Raw genomic sequence first — 22,122 nt, forward strand, 5'->3', positions numbered from 1 at the left:
ATGGATCAGCGCGCCAGTTCGATCAGCTCGGTGATGAGCTCGGGATAGCTCAGCCCGCTCTCGATCCAGCACGTCGGGAACATCGAGATCGGCGTGAACCCCGGCATCGTGTTCACCTCGTTCACGAAGAACTCGGTGCCGGTGTAGAAGAAGTCGACCCGCGATAGCCCCTGCCCTCCGACCGCCTCGAACGCACGGGCGGCGATCCGCTGCATCTCGCGGAGTTCGCCGTCGTGGAGCTCCGCGGGGCAGACGAGGTCGATGCCGGGGGCGCCGAGGTACTTCGCCTCGAAGTCGTAGAAGTCCCGACCGCTGACGACGATCTCGCCGGCGACGCTGACTCGCGGGTCGCCGCCGTCGCGCCCCTGCAGCACGCCGCACTCGATCTCGCGGCCGGTGACGGCCTGCTCGACGAGCACGCTCGAGTCCTCCGCGAAGGCGGTCTCGAGCGCGGCATCCAGTTCGTCCCAGTCGGACACCTTGGACACCCCGACACTCGATCCCGCACGCGCGGGCTTGACGAACACCGGCAGTCCGAGGCCGCGGATGCGGCGACGCCAGAGGTCACCGTCGCGCTCGAGGCCCGCCCGCGTCACCGTGACCCACGGGACGACGGGCACCCCGGCCGCCTGAAGGATGCTCTTGGTGGTGTGCTTGTCCATGCCGATGGCGGACATCAGCAGGCCCGCACCGACGTACGGCAGGTCGAGGAGCTCGAGGAACCCCTGCACCGTGCCGTCCTCGCCGAAGCGGCCGTGCAGGATCGGGAAGACGACGTCGATATCCCCCAGGGACTCGACGGTCCCGTCGGGGCGACGGACCGAGAGCTCCCGCTCGACGGTCGACTCCGGCCACACGATGCGGGTGCCGTTGTCGACGACCTCCGGCAGCCGATCGGCGTTCAGCGCGAATTTGTCGGGATCGTCGTCCTCGAGGACGTACGCGCCCTCGCGGGTGACCCCGACCGGGATGACCCGGTAGCGCTCGCGATCAATCGCGCGGAGGACGCCCCCCGCTGTGGCGGAACTGATCGAGTGCTCGCTGGAACGCCCGCCGAAGAGCAGAACCACTGCCGCCTGAACCATTCTGAGTCCTCTCCTCGGTGGGCTCGTCGTCATCCGTCGTGAGATGCGGTGCGATGTCGCGCGGATTCATCGTGCCGTCGAGGACCATCTTGACCTGCTCGACGATCGGCATGTGGACGCCGGCCTCGCGGGCCAACTGCAGCACCGGTGCCACCGACGCGAGCCCCTCGGCCGTCTGGTCCATCTGCTTGACGACCTCGGTGAAGCTGTACCCCTGGCCGAGCAGCCGGCCCGCCGTGTTGTTGCGGCTCAGCGGGGACTGGCACGTCGCGATGAGGTCACCGAGACCGGCGAGGCCCTGCAGGGTCTCGGGCTGCGCGCCCTGCGCGACGGCGAAATCGGTCATCTCGACGAGACCGCGCGTGATGATCGACGCCTTGGTGTTCTCGCCGTAGCCGACTCCGTCGACGATGCCGATGGCGACGGCGATGAGGTTCTTCAGCACCCCGCCGAACTCGGTCCCGATGACGTCGGTGTTCACGAAGGTGCGGAAGTAGCGGTTGCGCGAGATGCGGGCGACGGCTTCGGCGGTCTCCTGGCTCGACGACGAGATGACGGCTGCCGTCGGCTGTTCGCGTGCGATCTCGAGGGCGAGGTTGGGTCCGGATGCCACGGCGATACGCGCCGGGTCGCAGTGGAGCTCCTGCTCGAGGACCTGACTCATCCGGAGCCCGGTCTTCTTCTCCACGCCTTTCATCAGCGACACGATCGGTGCGTCGTTCGTCGCGAGCAGAGGGCGGACGCCCTTCAGGTTCTGCCGGAGCGCCTGGCTCGAGATCGCGATGTAGACCTGCGTCGCACCGTCGAGCGCCTCGGCGAGGTGGTGGGTGGCCGACAGCCCGCGCGGCAGGTTGATTCCGGGCAGGTACTGCGAGTTGCGCTTGCCCTCGCGGATCTCGTGGGCGAGTTCGGCGCGGCGGGCCCACATGACGACGTCCGCGCCGCCGTCGGCGAGCACCTTGCCGAAGGTCGTCCCCCAGCTTCCGGAACCGAGCACGGCGACGCGGGGCGCCGCTGCCTCGCGGCGCGACGCTTCCCTAGGAGTCAAGGCGACCCGTCTCCTTCTGACCGTGCTGGGCCGGGTTCCACCGCTCGGCGGGAGGCTGGACGCCGCGCAGGCGTCCCAGCAGGATCGAGATGTCGCGCATGACGGCATCCGTCGCCGCGGTGAGCGTCGCCAGCGTGGTGTCGGTGAAGGCGGACAGGTCGACGGGCGGGCCCAGCAGGACGCGGACGCGGCGACGCGGCGGCCACAGGCGCAGACGGCCGTACCGCGGCAGGATCTCCTGCACGCCCCACGTCGCCACGGGGATGACCGGCAGCGGTTCGGGCGCGGACAGCGCGAGCCGGACGGCGCCGGTCTTGCCGCGCATCGGCCACATGTCGGGGTCGCGCGTGAGCGACCCCTCCGGGTAGACGATGACGCCGCGCTGCGCCGCCACCAGGGCGTTCGACTGCGCGAGGGTCTGCTTCGCCGCGGCGGAGGTGGATGCCCGGGCCACCGGCACCATCCCCGTCGCCCGCAGCAGCCAGCCGAGAACGGGAACGTGGAACAGGCTCTCCTTGGCCATGAAGCGCGGGGCACGGCCGAGCCGCCATGTCGCGACGGCGAGGATCACCGGATCGAACTCGCTGTAGTGGTTGGGCGCGAGGATGTAGGAGCCCTCGCGGGGAAGGTGTTCGCCGCCCTCGATCTCGATCTTCGCGAACCAGCCGGTCGCGGGTACGACGATCATCGCCGCCGGCCAGAAGACGCTCGGGCGGGTCTTCTCCGGGGAGGCGCGGCGACGAGGAGCCACCGCGCTCACTCCGTGACGTCGAAGTCGGCGCCGAGATCGGTCAGCTTCTCGAGGAACTTCTCGTAGCCGCGACGGATGATCCCGATGTTGCGCACGGTCGACTCGCCCTCGGCCGCCAGGGCGGCGATGACGTAGGAGTACCCGCCGCGGAGGTCGGGCACGACGACGTCGGCGCCGTGCAGCGGGGTCGGGCCGTTGATGACGGCGGCCTGCTCGAGCGCCCGACGCGGCACGCGGCGTTCGGAGCTCGCGATGCCGTCGGGGTGCACCACGATGTCGGCGCCCATCTGGACGAGGGCACGCGTGAAGCCGAGACGGTTCTCGTACACCGTCTCGTGGACGACGGACTCGCCCTCGGCCTGCGTGAGCGCCACGATCAGGGGCTGCTGCCAGTCGGTCATGAAGCCGGGGTGCACGTCGGTCTCGACCATGACGGGCTTCAGCGGGCCGCCGCGACGGAAGCGGATGCCGTCCTCGGCGATGTCGAAGTCGCCGCCCACCTTGCGGAAGACGTTGAGGAACGTCAGCATCTCCTGCTGCTTGGCGCCGCCGACGAAGATGTCGCCGTCGGTCGCGAGGGCGGCCGCCGCCCAGGACGCCGCCTCGTTCCGGTCGAAGATGCTGCGGTGGTCGTACCCGCGCAGCGACTCGACGCCCTCGATGAAGATGACCCGGTTGGGCTCGTAGGAGATGATCGCGCCCATCTTCTGGAGGACTGCGATCAGGTCCATGATCTCGGGCTCGATGGCGGCGTTGCGCAGCTCCGTCGTGCCCTTGGCGCGAACCGCGGTCAGGAGCACCTGCTCGGTCGCGCCGACGCTCGGGTAGGGCAGCTCGATGTTCGCGCCGTGCAGGCCGTCGGGAGCCGACAGGCGGATGCCGCTGGGCAGCTTGTCGACGATGGCACCGAACGAGCGGAGGGCGTCGAGGTGGAAGTCGATCGGACGGTCGCCGATGCGGCATCCGCCCAGGTCGGGGATGAAGGCCTGGCCGAGGAGGTGCAGCAGCGGACCGCAGAACAGGATCGGGATGCGGGAGGCCCCCGCGTGCGCGTCGATCTCCTCCATGTGCGCCGAGACGGCACCGCTCGGGTCGAGTCGGAGGACGCCGTCCTCCAGGTCCTCGACGCGGACGCCGTGGACCTCGAGGAGTGAGCGGACGACGTGGACGTCGCTGATGTCCGGCACGTCACGGAGGATGCTCGCCGTCTCCCCCAGGAGGGCGGCGACCATCGCCTTCGTGGCGAGGTTCTTCGCCCCCTTCACCTCGACGCGGCCGCGCAGCGGGCGACCACCGCGGATCCGGAGCGTCTGACCGGTGCTGCCGCCGCTGGCGGGAGTCGACGCGGAGTCGCGGAGAAGTGTGTTCATCGGTGGGACCTCATTACTGGTGTCGAGGAAGCGTGGTCGGCCCCGTTGTGCGGGGCGCGGGCCGATCAGCGGACGGGGAGCGTCCGCGGCCGCCACGCCTCGCGGCGCGCCTCGAACTGCGCGATCTTGTCTTCGCTGCGCAGGGTGAGCCCGATGTCGTCGAGCCCTTCGAAAAGCCGCCACCTAGTGTAATCGTCGATGTCGAACGGGGCCTGGACGTCGCCGACCTGTACCGTGCGTGTCTCGAGGTCGACGGTCACCTCGCGCCCCGGCTCCGCCTCGAGGGCCGCCCAGATCGCCTCGAGCACGTCCTCGGTGACCACACCCGTGACGAGTCCCTGCTTCCCGGCGTTGCCGCGGAAGATGTCGGCGAACTTGGTGCTCAACACCACACGGAAGCCGTAGTCGCGGAGGGCCCACACAGCGTGCTCACGGCTCGACCCGGTGCCGAAGTCGGGTCCGGCGACGAGGACGGAGCCGTTCCGGTACGCGTCCTGATTGAGGACGAATGAGGGGTCCTGCCGCCAGTTGGCGAACAGCGCGTCGTCGAAGCCGGTCTTGGTGACGCGCTTCAGGTAGACGGCCGGGATGATCTGATCGGTGTCGACCGCGGATCGCTTCAGCGGGACGCCGACACCGGTGTGGCGGGTGAACTTCTCCATGTCAGGCCTCCGTCAGTGCGAGTGCGTCGAGATCGCTCGGGCTCGCGAGGCGGCCGAGCACGGCGGTCGCGGCGGCGACCTGGGGCGAGACGAGGTGCGTGCGACCGCCCTTGCCCTGGCGTCCCTCGAAGTTGCGGTTGCTCGTCGAGGCGCACCGCTCCCCCGGGGCGAGCTGGTCGGGGTTCATCCCGAGGCACATCGAACATCCGGCGAAACGCCACTCGGCGCCGAAGTCGGTGAAGACCTTGTCGAGCCCCTCCGCCTCGGCCTCCAGCCGGACGCGCGCCGAGCCGGGCACCACCATGACGCGGACCCCGTCCGCCTTGGTCCGGCCCCGGACGATCGACGCGAACTGGCGGAGATCCTCGATGCGGCTGTTCGTGCACGAGCCCATGAAGACGGCATCCACCTGCACGTCCTTCAGCGGGGTCCCGGGGGTCAGGTCCATGTACTCGAGGGCGCGCTCCGCGGCGGCGCGCTCGTTGGGGTCGGTCATCTCGGCCGGATCGGGGACCACACCGCTCAGGGTCACGCCCTGACCCGGGTTGGTGCCCCAGGTGACGAACGGCTCGAGCTCGTCGGCGTCGAGGAAGACCTCCGCGTCGTACACGGCTCCCTCGTCTGACGGCAGGGTCCGCCAGTAGGCGACCGCCTCGTCCCAGTCCGCGCCCTGCGGTGCGTGCGGCTTGTCCTTGACGTAGGCGAACGTCGTCTCGTCGGGCGCGATCATCCCCGCGCGGGCGCCGGCCTCGATGGACATGTTGCACATCGTCATCCGGCCCTCCATCGAGAGCGAACGGATGGCGGAGCCGCGGAACTCGAGGACGTACCCCTGCCCGCCGTTGGCCCCGATCTTGGCGATGATCGCCAGGATGATGTCCTTCGCGCTGACCCCCGGCTTGAGGGTGCCCTCGACGGTGATGGCCATCGTCTTGAAGGGCTTCAGCGGCAGGGTCTGGGTCGCCAGGACGTGCTCGACCTCGCTCGTGCCGATGCCGAACGCCATGGCGCCGAACGCACCGTGCGTCGAGGTGTGCGAGTCGCCGCACACGACGGTGATGCCCGGCATCGTCAGTCCCAGCTGCGGGCCGACGACGTGGACGATCCCCTGCTCCTTGTCGCCCAAGGAGTGCAGCCGCACCCCGAACTCCTCGGCGTTGCGGCGCAGGGTCTCGATCTGGGTGCGGCTCGTGAGATCGGCGATCGGCTTGTCGATCTCGAGCGTCGGGGTGTTGTGGTCCTCGGTCGCGATCGTGAGGTCGAGGCGGCGCACCGGGCGACCTTCGGCGCGGAGACCGTCGAAGGCCTGCGGGCTGGTCACCTCGTGGACGAGGTGGAGGTCGATGTAGATGAGGTCGGGACTGCCGTCCTCACCCTTCACGACGAGGTGGTCGTCCCACACCTTCTCGGCGAGGGTCCGCGGACGGTCGGGAATCGTGCTCATGGTGTCTCCTGATGTCGGATGGCGCCCGCGACAGCCTCCGCGACGAGAGAGGGCTCAGAGCGAGGTCTCGTCGCGGCCGATAAGGAGTCGAGCGGTCCGCACCGCGCCAGACTACCACCGGCCCGGACGGGGCGAGACGAGCCGGCGGCGTAACACCGCGTCTCACGATCGGGGCTCGCGCGCCGCCCCGTGGCACGCTGTGTGCCCTGAGGGACGGGAGACGACGATGACGGAGCGGACCACCGGAGGGTTCACGACGCGACAGGTCCACGTGGGGACGGATGCCGCGCCGGCGACCCCGCGCGCCCTGCCGATCCACCTCACGGCAGGCTTCACCTTCGACTCGTTCGACGACGCCGCCGTCCACTTCGGGGCCGGCGACGGGTACGGGTACACCCGCACCGGCAACCCCACCGTCGACGCCGTCGAGCGCAAGCTCGCGTCGCTCGAGGGCGGTGCCGAGGCGGTCCTCCTCGCGTCGGGACAGGCCGCCCTCGCCGTCGCGTTGCTCGGGCTCGTCAGCGCCGGATCGCACATCGTCAGCTCGACGCACATCTACGAGGGCACCCGCGGCCTGCTCGTCGACAACCTGGCCCGACTGGGGATCGAGACGACGTTCGTCGACGACATCCAGGACCCGGATGCCTGGCGCCGCGCGATCCGCCCGGAGACGCGCGTGCTCCTCGGCGAGTCGATCGCCAACGCCCGCAACGACGTCCTGGACATCGCGGCGGTCGCCGCGATCGGCGACGCCGCCGGCATCCCCCTCATCGTCGACAACACGTTCGCGACGCCGTATCTGCTGCGTCCCCTCGAACACGGCGCCGCGATCGTCGTCCACTCGGCGAGCAAGTTCCTCGCCGGGCAGGGCGCCGTGCTCGGGGGCGTGATCGTCGACGACGGACGGTTCGACGCATCCCGTTCCGGCCGCCTCTTCCCGCACCTCGTCGAGAGCGGCGCGGGCACGCCGAGCGTCTGGGAGCGCTACGGCGGGCGCGCGCGCATCGCCCACCTGCGGGAGAGCGTCGCACCGCGGTACGGGCCGACGCCCTCCCCCTTGACCGCATTCCTCATCGGTCAGGGCATCGAGACGCTCAGCCTCCGCGTGCAGCGCCAATCGGAGAACGCGCTCGCCGTCGCCGGGTGGCTTGCCGACCGCCCCGAGGTGGCGTCGGTCGACTACGCCGGGCTCGCCTCGCACCCCACCCACGACCTCGCGCGGAACTCCCTCCGCGGCGGGTACGGCTCGGTCTTCACCGTCACGCTCCGCGGCGGGCTGCCGGCTGCGCGGGCGTTCGTCGAAGCGGTCTCGGTGATCACCCACATGACGCACCTCGGCGACGTCCGCTCGCTCGTGCTGCATCCGGCGACGACCAGTCACGCCCGGCGCTCCCCCGCCGAGCGCGCGGCCCTGGGCGTCCACCCCGGCACGCTGCGGCTGTCCATCGGCATCGAGGACCTCGACGACCTGCTGGCCGATCTGGACCAGGCGCTCGCGGCGGCGGCATCCGCCGTCCGGGACGATGCGGCGGTGCTCGCATGAGCCGCCCGCAGCACTTCGGGTGGTTCCTCGCGCGCGGCTTCGGCCCGCAGGGATGGGGCCACCCGTACCTCGATTGGGGGTACGACTGGACCTCCCCCGCGCTGTACCAGGACGCCGTCCGGACCCTCGAGCAGGCGGGGTTCGATCTGCTCATCATCGAGGACGCGCCGTCGCTGGGTTCGGCCGAGACGATCGACCTGCGGGTGCGCCAGGCCTTCGGCGGTCCGAAGCTCGACCCCCTGCTGCTGGCTCCGTACCTGTTCGCGGCGACCGAACGCATCGGGATCGTGCCCACGGTGAACCCCGCCGCAACCCTCCCGTACACGGCGGCCCGGCAGTTCGCGACGCTGCAGCACCTCAGCGGCCACCGGCTCGGACTCAACGTCGTCACCGACACCGGCAGCGCCCGCCACTTCTCGACCTCTTCGCAGCTCGGTCACGACGCTGCGTACGACCGCGCCGAGGAGTGGATGTCGGCGGTACGGGCGCTCTGGCGGAGCTGGCCCGACGGAGCGCTCATCGCCGATCCCGCCGCCGGTCGGTACGCGGACGGGACTCTGCTCGAACCCACGATCCACCGCGGTGAGTACTACGCGTTCGACGGCCCCCTCAACGCGATCCCGTTCACTGACGGGGAACCCGTCATCGTGTCTCCGGGCGGCTCACCGCGGGGCCTCGGCTTCGCCGGGGCGAACTCCGACGTGCAGCTCGCTCTCGCGTCGATGACCGAGGACTCCGTCCGCGGCTACCGCAGCCGCATCCACGACGCCGCGGTCGCGGCGGGTCGGCTGGCCGAGGACATCACGATCCTCTTCGCCATCCAGCCGGTCGTGGTCTCCTCCGCCGAGGAGGCGGACCGGATCGTCGCCGCCTCGCTCGAACCGGACGATGCGACGCTCCGACGGATCGCGGAACGGCAGTCGAGCGACCTCGAGACGGACCTGACGACCCTGGACCTCGACCGGCCCCTGGATCGGGGGATCTTCGGGGATCACGTCTCGCACGGCAGCATCCGCCGACTCGTGGGCGACCACGACGACGACGCACCCCTGCGACGGATCCTCGCGGCGCACGCACGCCTCGGCCGTCTGAGCGACGGCTCCGGCTGGGTCGGGACCGCCGACGAGCTCGCCGACCGCATCGAGGAGTACGGCGCGTGGGGCAACGACGGCGTGCTGCTCTGGGGCGACCTGCACCCCGTGACCGTGCACCGCACGCTCGACGAGCTCGTCCCGATCCTGCGACGCCGCGGCATCCTGCGCCGGGAGTACGAACCGACCCTCCGGGCGAACCTGCGACCGTTCTGAGGCGCCCCTCAGTCCTCCCGCGACGGGCGGGGGTCGACGGTCGAAGGCGTGCCCTGCTCGGCGGCGACGTCCTCGGCGTGGCCGACGGGCGTCGGTCCCGTCGCCGGAAGGGGCTCGCGCAACCCCTCCCGACGCGCGGCGACGAGACTGGCGACAGTCGCGACGACCATCGAGGCCACGATCACCCCGAGCGACACCCAGGTGGAGATCTCCGGCGCCCACTCGATGTGCTCGCCGCCGTTGATGAACGGCAGCTCGTTCTCGTGCATCGCGTGCAGGACGAGCTTGACGCCGATGAAGGCGAGGATGAACGCGATGCCGAAGTGCAGGTACTTCAGCCGGTCGAGCAGACCACCGAGCAGGAAGTAGAGCTGCCGCAGGCCCATCAGGGCGAAGATGTTCGCGGTGAAGACGATGAAGGCGCTCTGCGTGATGCCGAAGATCGCAGGGATCGAGTCGATCGCGAACAGCAGGTCGGTCATGCCGAGGGCGGCGAACACGATGATCATCGGCGTGAAGACCTTCTTGCCGTCGATGACGGTACGCACCTTCGCGCCGTCGTACTCCTCGCTGATCGACATGCGACGGCGGAGCAGGCGGACGACGAAGCTCTCCTTCTTCTCCTCGTCCTCGTCGTCCTCACTCGAGAAGGCCTGCTTCCAGGCCGTGTAGATGAGGAAGAGCCCGAAGAGGTAGAAGACCCAGCTGAACTGCTCGATGATCGCGGCACCGAGGAGGATGAAGATGCCGCGCAGGATCAGCGCGATGATGATGCCCACCATCAGCACCTTCTGCTGCGCCGCTCGCGGCACGGAGAACTGGCTCATGATGAGGACGAACACGAACAGGTTGTCGATCGACAGGCTGTACTCCGTCAGCCAGCCGGCGACGAACTGACCGGCGTAGTCGACGTCCGTCACGACCAGCATGATCAGCGCGAACACGAGCGCGAGGGCCACGTAGAAGACGACCCAGAGCGTCGACTCCTTCGTCGAGGGGACGTGCGGACGCTTGATGATCAGCAGCAGGTCGGCGACGAGGATGAGAGTCAGCACGACCAGCGAGCCGACCTCGAACCAGAGGGGGAGCTCCATGAGGGCCTTTCACGCGGGGGCGTCCCCCAGAGTACCTTTTGAGGTGCCTGAGACGATCCCCCGTGACGCGACACTCCCCCATCGACAGAACGAACGAGGATGCCATGGCCGACCCGCTCGCGAGGCGTGACGCGGACCTGGTGGCCGCCGCCGCGGGTGGCGATCAGCAGGCCTTCCGCGAGCTGTACCGCGCCTACGCGAGGCCGGTGTACTGGCTCGCCCATGGCCTCCTCGGGAACACGGCCGATGCGGAGGATGTCATGCAGGAGACCTTCCTGGTCGCGTGGCGGCGACTGCCGACGCTCGATCTCGTCAGCGAATCGCTGCTGCCGTGGCTCGTCACGATCTGCCGGTTCCAGAGCGCGAACCGGATGCGGCGGCAGCGCCGCGACCGGCTGCACACCGCCGGGGCGGTCGAGGAGACGCTCCCGGCTACCGTCGACGTCGAGGATCAGGTGATCGGCGGGGACCTGGCCGAGCGTGTGATGGCGGAGCTCGGGACCCTCTCCCCCCTCGACCAGCAGATCTTCCGGTTGTGCGCGACGGAGGGCTACGCATACGCCGCCGCGGCCGCGGAGCTCGGGATCTCGCACGCGGTCGTCCGCAACCGCCTCTCGCGGGTGCGCACGAAGCTGCGCGCCGTCGTCGGATCGGAGGGATCATGACAGGGCCCGACCTCGAGCTCCCCGAGCTCACACCCGAGCGGCAGGACGACATCGAGGCCGCGCTGTTCGCCGACATCCGCGCCGAGGTCTCGCGCTCGACGGAGCAGTCGCAGCGCCGGCGGCGTCGCGCCTGGGGCTACACGGGCGCCGCGGCCGCGGTCATCGTGGTCGCCGGGTTCGTCGGACCCGCTCTGAGCGGCACGGGCGCGAGCAGCAGCGCGGGCGGATCCGTGGGGCTGTACGACGAGGGTGCCGGCGGCGCCGTCGCACCCGAAGCGAACGGGGAACTCGGGGGCGACGGGGGCGGTGGCGCGGAGGAGAACGGCTCGACCGCCGCCACCGGGCGCGAGGTCGTCGCGACCAGTTCGACCGTCCTCGAAGCAGGAGACCCGGCCGCCGCCGCCAGGGAGATCGGTGACCGCGCTGACGCGGCCGGCGGGTACGTCGAGTCGATGAACGTCTCGGCTGCACCGTCCGCGGAGTCGTCGGGCGACGTCGCGACCTCCTCTGCGGACGGCACCTGGATCACCGTGCGCGTGCCGGCGGACACGCTGAGCGACTTCCTCGCCGATCTCGACGACGTGGGCGAGGTCCGGTCCTCGGAGATCTCGCGAGAGGACGTCACCGCCCAGTCGACCGACCTCCGCGCACGGATCTCGGCGCTGCAGACCTCCGTCGACCGCCTGGAGTCGCTGATCTCGGATGCCGCCACCACGGCCGACCTGCTGACCGCCGAGGAGGCGCTCTCGCAGCGGCAGGCGGAGCTCGACTCGCTGCGGGCGCAGTCCGACGCGCTGGCCGACGACGTCGCCCTCTCGAGCGCCACGATCACCGTCACCGAGCCGGGTGAGGTCGTCGCCGCCGAGCCGCAGGGTTTCGGCGACGGTTTCGCGACCGGATGGAACGCGCTCGTCGCGACACTGAACGGAATCGTCCTGGGTCTGGGATTCCTGCTCCCCTGGCTCGTCGTCGCCGGCATCATCCTCACCGTCGTCCAGGTGGTGCGCCGGGCACGACGCCGAGCACGGGTGCGGAGTGGATCGCCGGAGGCCTGAGATCCCGCGACGCGCCGAAACGACGACACCCCCGACCTGGTGGTCGGGGGTGTCGTCTGTCTGGTGACCCCAGCGGGATTCGAACCCGCGTTACCGCCGTGAGAGGGCGGCGTACTAGGCCGCTATACGATGGGGCCGTACTTTTCGTTCCCTCCCTGCGGAGGCAACCGTTCAATTATGCATGACGTTCACAGCGGTGCAAAATCGGCGCCCCCTTGCTCACGCCCCCCTTCGTGAGTTGACTGGGACGATGCGCGTCACGAAGCACGAACATGCCTGCCTCCGCCTCGACAGCGAGGGTAAGACCCTCCTCATCGACCCCGGTTCCTTCACCCTGCCCCTCGACGATCTGAACGGTCTGGTCGGCGTGATCCTCACGCATGAGCACCCGGACCACTGGACCCCCGCCCAGCTCGACGCCGTCCTCTCCCAGGCGCCGGGTGTGCCGATCTTCGGGCCTGCGGGTGTCGTGGCCGCGGCATCCGACTACGACGTCACCGCGGTGGACGTCGGCGACGAACTCGAGCTGGGTCCCTTCCGACTCCGCTTCTTCGGCGGCACCCACAGCGTGATCCACGAGTCGATCCCCGTCATCGACAACCTCGGTGTGTTGGTCAACGACGAGTTCTACTACCCTGGCGACTCCTACGCCGTCCCCGAGGGCGTCGAAGTCGGTCTGCTCGCGGCGCCCATCGGCGCCCCGTGGCTGAAGATCGGCGAGGCGATGGACTACGTGCTCGCCGTGAAGCCGCGCCGCGCCTTCGGCACGCACGACATGACGCTCTCCCGCGCGGGTCTCGCGATGCACCGTGACCGGCTGAAGTGGGCGACCGAGCAGAACGGCGGCGAGTTCGTCACCCTCGATCCGGGAGAATCGACCGACCTCTGACATCGCACGCACGAACGACGGATGCCGCGGGGCTTGCGCTCCGCGGCATCCGTCGTTCGTGGGGGTCGAGACTCACTCGGCGTCGTGATCCGTCTCGATGAAGGCGACGAGTTTGTCGAGCGCCTCCTCGGCGCCCTCGCCCTCGGCCTTGAGCGTGACGACCGTGCCCTGCGTCGCACCGAGACCCATGAGGGTCAGGATGCTGCCGGCGTTCTGGTCGGGGCCACCGGGAACGGCGATCGTGACGGGCACGCCCGTCTCCTTGACCGCCTGCACGAAGAGCTTTGCGGGGCGGGCGTGCAGTCCGGAGCTGCTCGCGACGGTTGCGGTCCGTTCGGCCATGGTGGATCTTCCTCCTTGAGTCGGTGTATCGAGACTATGCCGTGGCGGCGACGGCGGGCACATCCGCCTCGATCGGGCGGCGGCGGACGAAGCGCTTCAGGACCACGACGGCGACGGCGCTGACGACGGTGCCCGCCGCGATCGCGACCAGCCACAGCCAGAAGTTGTCGATCGCGAAGAAGACGAACACGCCGCCGTGCGGAGCGCGGGAGGTGACCGCGAAGGCCATCGACAGCGCACCGGTCACGGCACCGCCGAGCATCATCGCCGGGATGACACGGAACACGTCGGCAGCCGCGAAGGGGATCGCCCCCTCGGAGATGAAGGCGGCGCCGAGCAGCCAGGCGGCCTTGCCGTTCTCGCGCTCGGGCGCCGTGAACAGCTTGCGGCCGAGGACGGTCGAGGCGAGCGCCATCGCGAGCGGCGGGACCATCCCCGCCGCCATGACGGCGGCCATGATCTGCAGGTAGCGCTCGTCGCCGGCGATGCCCTGTGCCAGGTTCGCGGTGGCGAAGCCGTAGGCGACCTTGTTGACGGGGCCACCGAGGTCGAAGCACATCATGAGACCGAGGATGACGCCCAGCAGGATCACGCCGGCGCCGGTGAGGCTTCCCAGCCATTCGTTCAGCGCCACGCTGAGCGCGGCGATCGGGCCGCCGAATACCATCAGCAGAAGACCCGACGCGAAGATCGAGGCGAGCAGCGGGATGATGACGACGGGCATCAGACCGCGCAGCCAGCGCGGCACGTCGAGGCGGTTCAGCCACCACGCCGCGAGACCGGCGAGCAGACCGCCGACGATCGCACCGATGAAGCCGGCACCCATGAAGGTGGCGACGGCACCGGCGACGAAACCGGGCGCGATGCCGGGGCGATCGGCGATGCCGTAGGCGATGTAACCGGCCAGGGCAGGGACGAGGAACCCGAAGGAGAGGCCACCGATTTGGAAGGCGACCGCACCGAGGTAGTACCCGAGCCCCTCGGGCGGGAGGTTCCACAGCGTGAAGTTCTGCAGGGCGTAGATGGCGTTGTTGACGTCGGCTCCCTCGTGCGGCGAGGCGATCTGGTAGCCCGCGAGAGCGAAGCCGAGTGCGATCAGCAGACCGCCGCCGGCGACGAACGGGATCATGTAGCTGACACCCGTCAGCAGCGCCCGGCGGATCGCGCCGCCGAGCGAGGTGGGTGCGGCTTCGCGGGTCGCGTTCGCGCCCGACGCGGCCGGAACGCGCGCGGCGTTCGGGTTCTTCGCGGCCGCGACGGCCTCGCGGATCATCTGGGCGGGCTGCTCGATCCCGCGCTTGACCCCGGCCCGGACGACCGGCTTGCCGGCGAAGCGCGCCTGCTCGCGGACGTCGACGTCGACGGCGAAGATGACGGCGTCGGCCTCGTCGATGATGCGCTGGTCGATGGCCTTGTAGCCGCTCGATCCCTGCGGCTCGACGGTCAGGTCGACGCCGTCCTTCTGCCCCGTCGCCGTCAGCGCGTCGGCGGCCATGAAGGTATGGGCGATGCCGGTGGCGCACGCCGTGACCGCGACGATGCGCGCGGGGCGGCCGTCGATCAGGAGCGCGTCGTCGGCGGAGGCGGCGGCGGCCGGTGCCGCGGCGCGCGCCTCGGCGCGCGAGGCGGGGGCCTCGGCGGCGGGCGCGTCCGAGATGGCGTCGCGGACGATGGCGACGACCTCGTCGGCCGTCGATGCGGCGCGCAGGCCCGCCGTGAAGTCGTCGCGCATGAGACTGCGGGCGAGCTTGGAGAGCACGGCGAGGTGCTCCTCGGCGGCGGTGTCGGGAGCGGCGATGAGGAAGACGAGGTCGGCACCGCCGTCCTCGGCACCGAAGTCGACGCCGGGGTTCAGCCGCGCGAAGGCCAGAGAGGCCTGCGTGACGGCGGCGCTCTTCGCGTGCGGGATGGCGATGCCGCCGGGCAGGCCGGTCTCGTCCTTCTCCTCGCGCGCCCAGGCGTCGTCGGCCAGGCGGGCGCCGTCGGTGGCCCTCCCCTGCGCCGCGACGCGCTGGGCTAGGGCGTCGATGACGGCGCGCTTGTCGGCGCCGAGCGGCTCGTCGATACTGACGAGTTCCGCGGTGATGATCTCAGTCACGGTGACCTCCAGTGGTCGGGTTGTCCTGCGCGAGGAGTCGCACCGGCACCGCGCCGGTCGACAGGTCGTGGGGGGTGGGAGGTTGGGTGCCCGGAAGCGACGCAGCCGCGGATCCGTAGCGGATGCCGGAGCGCAGGCGCTCCTCCGGTGCGGCACCGGTCGTCTCGGCGAGCAGGTAGCCGGCGAGCGAGCTGTCGCCGGCCCCCACCGTGCTGCGCACGCGCGTCGGGGGCGGTGCGCCGTGCCACGCGCCGTCGGCGGTGACGAGGACGGCTCCGTCGCCCCCGAGCGTCACGAGGGCGGCGGCGACGGATGCCGGGACCAGCCGGCGCGCGATCCGCGCAACGGCGTCGGGGAGCTCGAGCTCCGCGTCGAGGCCGCGACCGGTGAGTTCGGCGAGTTCCTCGTCGTTGGGCTTGATCAGGTCGGGGCGCCCGGCGGCGACGACGGCGGCCAGGGCCGGCCCCGAGGTGTCGACCGCGATGCGCGGAGCGGAGGGTCCCCAGGCCGCACGGACCGCCTCGATCACGCTCACGTAGTAGTCCACGGGCAGGCCCGGCGCGAGCGATCCGGCGAGCACCAGCCACGACGCGGCCTCCGACGCGGCGACGACCGCGGCGGTCAGGGCCGCGGCATCCTCTTCCGTGAACGCGGCGCCCGGCAGGTTCAGCTTCGTCGTGGTCCCGGCGTGGTCGGCGATCGTGATGTTCGCGCGGGTGGCGCCGTCGTGGGCGACGGTCCGCGTCGGGATGCCGGTGGCCGCCAGGGCGCCCGCGAACGGATCGCGGGGATCGAGCGGCAGGACGGCGAGGGTGGGACGGGATGCCGCGGCGACCACCCGCGCGACGTTGATCCCCTTGCCGCCCGCATCCTCGCGAACGCCGAGCGCGTTCTGCACCTCGCCCACCTGCAGGGGCGCGGCGAGGGAGATCGTGCGATCGAGGGACGGGTTGGTGGTGAGGGTGACGATCATCCGACCTGCACCTCCACGTCGGCGTCGCGGAGGGCGGCGGCGAGGGCTCCCGCCGGCGCCGTGTCGGTCAGGAGGACGTCGACGTCCGTCAGCGACGCGAACGAGACGAGGAGCTCGGCGTCGAACTTGTCGCCGTCGGCGACGACCACGATGCGGCGGGCCGACGCGACGATGGCGCGCTTGACGGCCGCCTCGTCGGGATCCGGCGTGCTGAGGCCGAATGCCGCGGAGACGCCGTTCGTGCCGATGAAGGCGATGTCGGGCCGGAGTCGGCCGATCGCCTCCACCGTCTGCGCTCCGACGGCGGCTGCGGTGAGCCCGCGCACCCGCCCGCCGATGGCCGTCAGTCCCACGGCGGGGGCGCCGGCGAGGATGTGGGCGACCGACATGGAGTGCGTGACGACCTCGAGGTCGCCGGCGGGGTGCGGTCCGGTCGCGAGGAGCTGGGCGATGGCCCCGGTCGTCGTGCCGGCGTCGAGGTAGAGGGCGCCGTCGAGCTCGGCGCCGAGCAGGTCGACGGCGGCACGGGCGATGGTCTGCTTCGCGCCGCTGCGCTGTCCCGCCCGCTCGGCGACCGAGACCTCGGCGGTGCTCGCGCGAGCCCGGTGGACGGCGCCGCCGTGGACGCGGCGGACGAGGCCGACACGCTCGAGGGCGGCGAGATCGCGACGGACCGTCTCGGTGGTGACCCCGAAGCGATCCGCGAGGTCGAGAACGGCGACGCGCCCGTCCGTGGCGATCAGCTGCTCGATCTGCTGCTGGCGCTCCGTTGCGTACATGTGGTCCTCCTCGAACAAGACCACACGGTACAACACAAAACCACACGAAACAAGAACCGCTCATGCGACGACGCCCCCGGGCCGAGGACCGGGGGCGTCGTCAGGGAGAGGCGGGTCAGGCCTCGCTCATCGCGAGGACCTCGCGCTGACCGCGAGCCGCGAGCGCGGCGGCGCGGGCGGCGATGCGCCGCTCCTGCTCGGCCTGCGCGGCGTCGATGGTCTCCTGGTCGAGCGGAACACTCTCGACCCTGTTCACGCCGTTGTACTTCTCCATGTAGGCGTCGAGCTCGGGGCCCGACTCCCACGACGTGATGAGGCAGTACCGCGGGGCGTCGCCGGGGTGGTAGGCGGCGTGCCACAGACGCTGCGTGTCGATGACGAGCTGCGCGCCGGCGGGCAGGGCGATGCGGGTCTCGCCGCTCGGGTCGGTGCGGTTGTCACGCAGGACGAAGAAGCTGTCCTTGTCGTCGGTGAGGTTGAAGAAGCTGCGGACGACCCAGCCGGTGCCGTCGGGGTTCAGCCGGTTGTTGTCGTCCTGGTGCAGGTTGTAGAGCGCGTCGGCGTAGGTGTTCGGCTGCAGCTCGATGATGCGGCAGCGTCCGACGTTCGAGCCCGGCTCGAGCGCGCGCTCGGTGAGCGTGGGCGCCTTCTCGGTCTGCGAGGGGATCCAGACACCGTCCTTGTCGGTGCGCGGCGGCTGGTGGTTCCAGAAGCCGTTGCACTCGATCTCACCCTTGGCCGAGGCGAGCGGTGCGAAGCGGGTGTCCCCCGACGACTTCCAGTCGACGTACTCGACGTCGAGCCATTCCTTCGGATCGATGTGCTTGCCGTACATGTCGAGGACGGCGTAGCCGGTCTCCTCGAGCAGAGCACTCTTGATGTAACCCATGCGGATCAACCTTTCTGTCGGACGAGCGAAGTTTTTACAGGCCCGACTTAGGCCAGCCTACCTAGGCGTTCTGGGAGCGTCAGTAGACTCGACCGGGAAATTCGAGGAGCGATTCGAGGAACATGAGCAGCGCCACGAACGTCGATGCGACCGCCGTCAACACGATCGATTGGCTCTCCGCCTCGGACACCACGATCGTCGTGCCGGTCTATCAGCGGCAGTACCGCTGGGACATCGGCGGGTGCGAGCAGCTTCTCGGTGACATCCGCGCCGCAGCTGCAGGTGAAGACGGTCACACGCACTTCATCGGCTCCATCCTCTCGACCGCCAGCACGTCGGCGGAGGACGACGCCCACCTCGTCCTCATCGACGGGCAGCAGCGTGTCACGACGCTGATGCTGCTGGTGGCGGCGCTCCACCACACCCTCCGCGACGACGATCCGGGCCTCGCCGCCGAACTCGAGGCGGTGCTGGTGCGTCACGGCGAGCCGGCGCGGACGAAGCTGCGTCCCCACCGCGCCTGGGCGGACGTCTTCGAGAGCGTCGTGCTCGACCGCCGCTCCCCCGCCGACACCGACCGCGTGTCGCGCTTCGATGACAACTACGCGTTCTTCCGGAGCCAGATCCGGCCCGACGAGGCCGCCGACATCTGGCGTGGCCTGCGCAAGCTGGAGCACGTGTCGATCACCCTCGGCGGGCAGGCGAACGCGCAGCAGATCTTCGAGAGCCTCAACTCGACGGGCGAACCGCTGCGCGACCACGAGCTGATCCACAACTACGTGCTGATGGGCCTCTCGCACGCCGAGCAGAGCGAGATCGAGAACGAGTACTGGCTCGCGATCGAGGCGAACACGGGCGAGCAGATCGGTGCCTTCTGGCGGGACTACCTCGTCATGTTGACGGGGCGCGAGGTGCTCGTCGAGGGCGAGCGCGGTGTCTACGACGCGTTCCGCCACGAGTTCCCGCGCTTGGATCGGACGACGCTGCGTGCCCGCGCGCAAGAGTGGCGTGAGCTGTCCGAGATCTACCGGCTCCTGCTCGAACCGGGCTCGGCAACGGATGCGGGCATCGCACGCCATTTCGCCGCGATCAACACGCTGGGCCGCGGCATGTATCCCCTCGCGATGCGGCTGTACCGGGACCACCTGCACGGTGAACTCTCGGCATCCGATCTGTCGCTCGCCCTGACGCATGTGGAGTCCCTGCTGCTGCGCCGGACCGTCGTCGGCCTGTCCGTCGACCGGCTCGTCGCGCGCTTCTGCCGCGCGGCAGATGAGGGGATGGAGGCGCTCGTGCTCGCCATCGCCCGCATCACGCCCTCGGACGAGCGGACCCGGGTGGGTCTGCGCTACGGCGAACTCCCCCACGCGGGTTTCGTCCTCGCGCGCCTGGCGGGGGTGGACGACGACGCCGACGTCGTCCTCGAGCACGTCCTCCCCGTGGCGCCCTCCGACGAGTGGACCGGCGACGGCGTCCGGCGCTGGGCCGACCTCAGCGACGACGAGCAGAACGCGCACCGCGCCCTCGTGAACACGCTCGGCAACCTGACGCTCCTCGAGGAGGACGCCGCCGATCGGGTGTTCGACGCCTCCTTCCCCGCGAAGCGGAGTGCCTACGCGTCGAGCGGCCTCGAGTTCACGCGTCGGATCGCGGATGCCGAGACCTGGACGACGGCTCGGATCGCCGAACGCACCGAGCAGCTGACCGCGCGCTTCATGGACGCGTGGCGCCGCCCCGCCGTGGTGGGGATCGACGACGACAACCTCACGCCGATCCTCGACGCCAAGAAGCGGCGCGGCTGGCCCCGCGGCTGGCAGCGCGAGTTCGACTACGTCGAGTACCGCGGCGAGCACTGGGACGTGCGGGACGTCCGCTACCTGTTCAACCGCGTGTTCGCGAGGCTCTGGGCCGACTCGCGGCAGAGCGTCGTCGACTACAGCGCGCGCCAGGGCGGCCCGGTCTACCCGGCGATGGCCTGGAACGGCCAGTGGGACACCCTCGACGAGGGACGGTACCTCTACCTCGGTTGGGACTCGAAGTACATGCTGACCGCCGTGCAGGGAGTGCTCGAAGAGGCCGGGTGGGCCTCGGAGGTCTTCGTCAAATACTCCTACATCGGCGACGCGATGCGCTGAGCAGGCTCAGTCCCCGTCGGCGCCGTCCGGCTCGGGTGCGGGATCGACGGGGATCTCGATCCACGTCGCCGTGGCGGGCGACACGGAGAGCAGGTCCGGAGACCAGTCCGAGACCGCGGGCCCGTCTCCCAGCCGCTCCACGGGGTTTCGTGGCTCCATCGGTTCGGCGGGCAGCCCTGCCCATTCCGACGGTTCTTCGGGTCGCTGCGTGAAGAGTCCCATGCGACCATTGTGCGCCTGTTGCGCTGATCCGCGCACCGGCTCCAGCAAAGCAAAACCCCCGCCGGAGCGGGGGTTTTTCCTTGCTGGGGTACCTGGACTCGAACCAAGAACAACTGAACCAGAATCAGCCGTGTTGCCAATTACACCATACCCCACCGGGTTTCAACCGGAGTCGTACCGAGGATCAAGCTTAGCCCACGGTGCCGCCCCGGCCAAACCGGACGCGCATCCCGAGCGCGTCGCGTCTCAGCTCCGCTCGGCGCGCAGGCGCTCGAGACGGTCGAGCGTGACGGACTTGCCCAGCAGCTCCATCGACTCGAACAGCGGCGGCGAGACGCGCCGGCCGCTCAGTGCGACGCGCGCGGGTCCGTAGGCGACGCGGGGCTTCAGGCCCAACCCTTCGATGAGGGATGCCGCCAGTGCCGCCTGGATCGGCTCGGCGGTGAAGGCATCCTCGGGCACCGCCTGCAGCGCGCCGATAGAGGCGGCGAGCACCTCGGCGGTGTTCGCGGGCAGTCCCTTCACCGCGTCCTCGTCGTACGCCTCCACGTCTCGGAAGAGGAATCCGAGCAGCCCCGGAGCGTCGCCGAGCATCTGCATCCGCTCCTGGACGAGCGGGGCCGCCTTCGCGAGCAGCTCGCGCTGCGCGTCAGTGGGAGGCGTGCTGACGACGCCGGCGCCGACCAGGTACGGGACCAGACGCGACGCGAAGTCGGCGGGCTCCAGCATCCGGATGTGGTCACCGTTGATCGACTCGGCCTTCTTCTGGTCGAAGCGGGCGGGGTTGGGGTTCACGTTCACGATGTCGAACGCCTCGATGAGCTCCTGGCGCGAGAAGACGTCGCGGTCCGGCGCGATCGACCAGCCGAGGAGGGCGAGGTAGTTCAGGAGCCCCTCGTGGATGAAACCCTTCTCGCGCTGCAGGAAAAGGTCGGCCTTCGGGTCGCGCTTGGAGAGCTTCTTCGTGCCCTCCTCGCCCAGCACGAGCGGCATGTGCGCGAAGCGGGGCACGAAGGTCGTCACCCCCGCGTCGATGAGCGCACTGTAGAGGGCGAGCTGACGGGCGGTGGAGGGCATGAGGTCCTCGCCGCGGAGCACATGGGTGATCCCCATCAGGGCGTCGTCGACGGGGTTGGTGAACGTGTAGAGCGGCACGCCGCCGGCGCGCACGACGACGAAGTCGGGGAACGATCCGGCCGGGAAGGTGACCTCGCCGCGGATGAGGTCTACGTAAGTGACGTCCTCGTCCGGCACGCGCAGTCGCCAGGCGGGCTCGCGCCCCTCCGCGCGGAACGCGGCCTTCTGCTCGTCCGTCAGCGTGCGGTCGAAGTTGTCGTAGCCGAGCTGCTTCGCGCGGCCGTTGGCTTCGTTGCGGGCGTCGATCTCCTCGGCCGTCGAGTACGACTCGTACACGGCGCCGGTCGCGATCAGCTTGTCGAGCACCTCGCGGTAGATGTCGTGGCGCTGCGACTGCCGGTACGGCTCGTGCGGGCCGCCCTTCTCGACGCCCTCGTCCCAGTCGATCTCGAGCCAGGTCAAGGCGTCGACGAGCTGACGATAGCTCTCCTCGCTGTCGCGAGCGGCATCCGTGTCCTCGACGCGGAAGATCATCTTGCCGCCGGTGTGCCGCGCGTACGCCCAGTTGAACAGGGCGGTGCGGACCATCCCGACGTGCGGGAGCCCCGTCGGCGAGGGGCAGAACCGGACGCGGACGTCGGAGCCGGAGGCGGTCGTGGTGAGGGGGTGCGGTGCAGTGGACATCGCCGTCAAG

The 22,122-nt window shown here is 70.2% G+C and carries 20 protein-coding genes and 2 tRNA genes; 6 read left to right on the forward strand and 16 right to left on the reverse strand.

Annotated elements, in window-relative coordinates:
• Positions 1–5 precede the first annotated feature (5 nt).
• From Q9S36_RS02685 to leuC, 6 genes are all read right to left on the reverse strand, one after another.
• Positions 6–1,085 (reverse strand): D-alanine--D-alanine ligase family protein, encoded by a 1,080-nt coding sequence (locus Q9S36_RS02685; protein ID WP_311283826.1) that lies wholly within the window; start codon positions 1,083–1,085, stop codon positions 6–8.
• Positions 991–2,133 carry an NAD(P)H-dependent glycerol-3-phosphate dehydrogenase gene (locus Q9S36_RS02690; RefSeq protein WP_311283827.1) on the reverse strand — a complete coding sequence of 381 codons (1,143 nt, stop codon included), beginning with the start codon at positions 2,131–2,133 and terminating at the stop codon, positions 991–993. Before Q9S36_RS02690 ends, Q9S36_RS02685 begins: the two co-directional genes overlap by 95 nt.
• On the reverse strand, positions 2,123–2,893 hold the full coding sequence (locus Q9S36_RS02695; RefSeq protein WP_217532066.1) for a 1-acyl-sn-glycerol-3-phosphate acyltransferase: 771 nt from the start codon (positions 2,891–2,893) through the stop codon (positions 2,123–2,125). Before Q9S36_RS02695 ends, Q9S36_RS02690 begins: the two co-directional genes overlap by 11 nt.
• Positions 2,890–4,254: a UDP-N-acetylglucosamine 1-carboxyvinyltransferase gene (gene murA / locus Q9S36_RS02700; RefSeq protein WP_311283828.1), complete on the reverse strand. Its 1,365-nt coding sequence runs from the start codon at positions 4,252–4,254 to the stop codon at positions 2,890–2,892. The genes Q9S36_RS02695 and murA overlap by 4 nt, the downstream gene beginning before the upstream one ends.
• A 65-nt stretch (positions 4,255–4,319) precedes the next feature.
• Positions 4,320–4,916, reverse strand: coding sequence for a 3-isopropylmalate dehydratase small subunit (gene leuD / locus Q9S36_RS02705; protein WP_311283829.1), 597 nt, complete (start codon positions 4,914–4,916; stop codon positions 4,320–4,322).
• 1 nt (position 4,917) lies between these two features.
• Positions 4,918–6,360 carry a 3-isopropylmalate dehydratase large subunit gene (gene leuC, locus Q9S36_RS02710; RefSeq protein ID WP_311283830.1) on the reverse strand — a complete coding sequence of 481 codons (1,443 nt, stop codon included), beginning with the start codon at positions 6,358–6,360 and terminating at the stop codon, positions 4,918–4,920.
• Between the two features lie 226 nt (positions 6,361–6,586).
• On the opposite strand from leuC, the gene Q9S36_RS02715 reads away from it, so the two are divergent.
• The gene (locus tag Q9S36_RS02715) at positions 6,587–7,903 is read left to right on the forward strand and encodes a PLP-dependent transferase (RefSeq protein WP_311283831.1); all 1,317 of its coding nucleotides are present in this window, start codon (positions 6,587–6,589) and stop codon (positions 7,901–7,903) included.
• On the forward strand, positions 7,900–9,210 hold the full coding sequence (locus Q9S36_RS02720; RefSeq protein WP_311283832.1) for an LLM class flavin-dependent oxidoreductase: 1,311 nt from the start codon (positions 7,900–7,902) through the stop codon (positions 9,208–9,210). The genes Q9S36_RS02715 and Q9S36_RS02720 overlap by 4 nt, the downstream gene beginning before the upstream one ends.
• An 8-nt stretch (positions 9,211–9,218) precedes the next feature.
• Here the strand turns inward: Q9S36_RS02720 and Q9S36_RS02725 are convergent, their stop codons facing one another.
• A complete protein-coding gene (locus tag Q9S36_RS02725) occupies positions 9,219–10,304 on the reverse strand; it encodes a TerC family protein (RefSeq protein ID WP_311283833.1) in 1,086 nt (361 codons plus the stop codon).
• Between the two features lie 104 nt (positions 10,305–10,408).
• On the opposite strand from Q9S36_RS02725, the gene Q9S36_RS02730 reads away from it, so the two are divergent.
• Both Q9S36_RS02730 and Q9S36_RS02735 read left to right on the forward strand, forming a co-directional pair.
• Positions 10,409–10,969, forward strand: a complete 561-nt coding sequence (locus tag Q9S36_RS02730; protein ID WP_064001932.1) for an RNA polymerase sigma factor — start codon at positions 10,409–10,411, stop codon at positions 10,967–10,969.
• Positions 10,966–12,024: a DUF4349 domain-containing protein gene (locus Q9S36_RS02735; RefSeq protein WP_311283834.1), complete on the forward strand. Its 1,059-nt coding sequence runs from the start codon at positions 10,966–10,968 to the stop codon at positions 12,022–12,024. Before Q9S36_RS02730 ends, Q9S36_RS02735 begins: the two co-directional genes overlap by 4 nt.
• A 61-nt stretch (positions 12,025–12,085) precedes the next feature.
• On the opposite strand, the gene Q9S36_RS02740 is transcribed toward Q9S36_RS02735, so the two are convergent.
• Positions 12,086–12,161, reverse strand: a tRNA-Glu gene (locus tag Q9S36_RS02740).
• A 113-nt stretch (positions 12,162–12,274) separates the two neighbouring features.
• On the opposite strand from Q9S36_RS02740, the gene Q9S36_RS02745 reads away from it, so the two are divergent.
• A complete protein-coding gene (locus Q9S36_RS02745) occupies positions 12,275–12,913 on the forward strand; it encodes an MBL fold metallo-hydrolase (RefSeq protein WP_311283835.1) in 639 nt (212 codons plus the stop codon).
• Between the two features lie 72 nt (positions 12,914–12,985).
• Here Q9S36_RS02745 and Q9S36_RS02750 read toward each other — a convergent pair whose 3' ends face one another.
• From Q9S36_RS02750 to Q9S36_RS02770, 5 genes are all read right to left on the reverse strand, one after another.
• Entirely contained in the window at positions 12,986–13,255 is a 270-nt protein-coding gene (locus Q9S36_RS02750; protein WP_064001929.1) for an HPr family phosphocarrier protein, read from the reverse strand.
• 34 nt (positions 13,256–13,289) lie between these two features.
• A complete protein-coding gene (locus Q9S36_RS02755) occupies positions 13,290–15,353 on the reverse strand; it encodes a fructose-specific PTS transporter subunit EIIC (protein ID WP_311283836.1) in 2,064 nt (687 codons plus the stop codon).
• A complete protein-coding gene (locus tag Q9S36_RS02760) occupies positions 15,346–16,326 on the reverse strand; it encodes a 1-phosphofructokinase family hexose kinase (RefSeq protein WP_311283837.1) in 981 nt (326 codons plus the stop codon). The genes Q9S36_RS02755 and Q9S36_RS02760 overlap by 8 nt, the downstream gene beginning before the upstream one ends.
• Complete coding sequence (locus tag Q9S36_RS02765; protein ID WP_253034246.1) at positions 16,323–17,105, reverse strand: DeoR/GlpR family DNA-binding transcription regulator; 783 nt, start codon at positions 17,103–17,105, stop codon at positions 16,323–16,325. The genes Q9S36_RS02760 and Q9S36_RS02765 overlap by 4 nt, the downstream gene beginning before the upstream one ends.
• A gap of 115 nt (positions 17,106–17,220) precedes the next feature.
• Positions 17,221–17,994, reverse strand: coding sequence for a hypothetical protein (locus Q9S36_RS02770; protein ID WP_311283838.1), 774 nt, complete (start codon positions 17,992–17,994; stop codon positions 17,221–17,223).
• Positions 17,995–18,116: 122 nt separating this feature from the next.
• Here Q9S36_RS02770 and Q9S36_RS02775 point away from each other — a divergent pair, with 122 nt between their 5' ends.
• Positions 18,117–20,129 carry a DUF262 domain-containing protein gene (locus tag Q9S36_RS02775; protein ID WP_311283839.1) on the forward strand — a complete coding sequence of 671 codons (2,013 nt, stop codon included), beginning with the start codon at positions 18,117–18,119 and terminating at the stop codon, positions 20,127–20,129.
• Positions 20,130–20,135: 6 nt separating this feature from the next.
• Here Q9S36_RS02775 and Q9S36_RS02780 read toward each other — a convergent pair whose 3' ends face one another.
• The 3 genes from Q9S36_RS02780 to gltX all read right to left on the reverse strand — a co-directional run bounded on the left by Q9S36_RS02780 (position 20,136) and on the right by gltX (position 22,112).
• On the reverse strand, positions 20,136–20,351 hold the full coding sequence (locus Q9S36_RS02780; protein ID WP_217530051.1) for a hypothetical protein: 216 nt from the start codon (positions 20,349–20,351) through the stop codon (positions 20,136–20,138).
• A gap of 83 nt (positions 20,352–20,434) precedes the next feature.
• Positions 20,435–20,506: transfer RNA gene (locus tag Q9S36_RS02785), tRNA-Gln, on the reverse strand.
• A gap of 91 nt (positions 20,507–20,597) precedes the next feature.
• A complete protein-coding gene (gltX, locus tag Q9S36_RS02790) occupies positions 20,598–22,112 on the reverse strand; it encodes a glutamate--tRNA ligase (RefSeq protein ID WP_311283840.1) in 1,515 nt (504 codons plus the stop codon).
• Between the last annotated feature and the right edge of the window lie 10 nt (positions 22,113–22,122).

This window comes from Microbacterium sp. ARD31 (genome assembly GCF_031844425.1).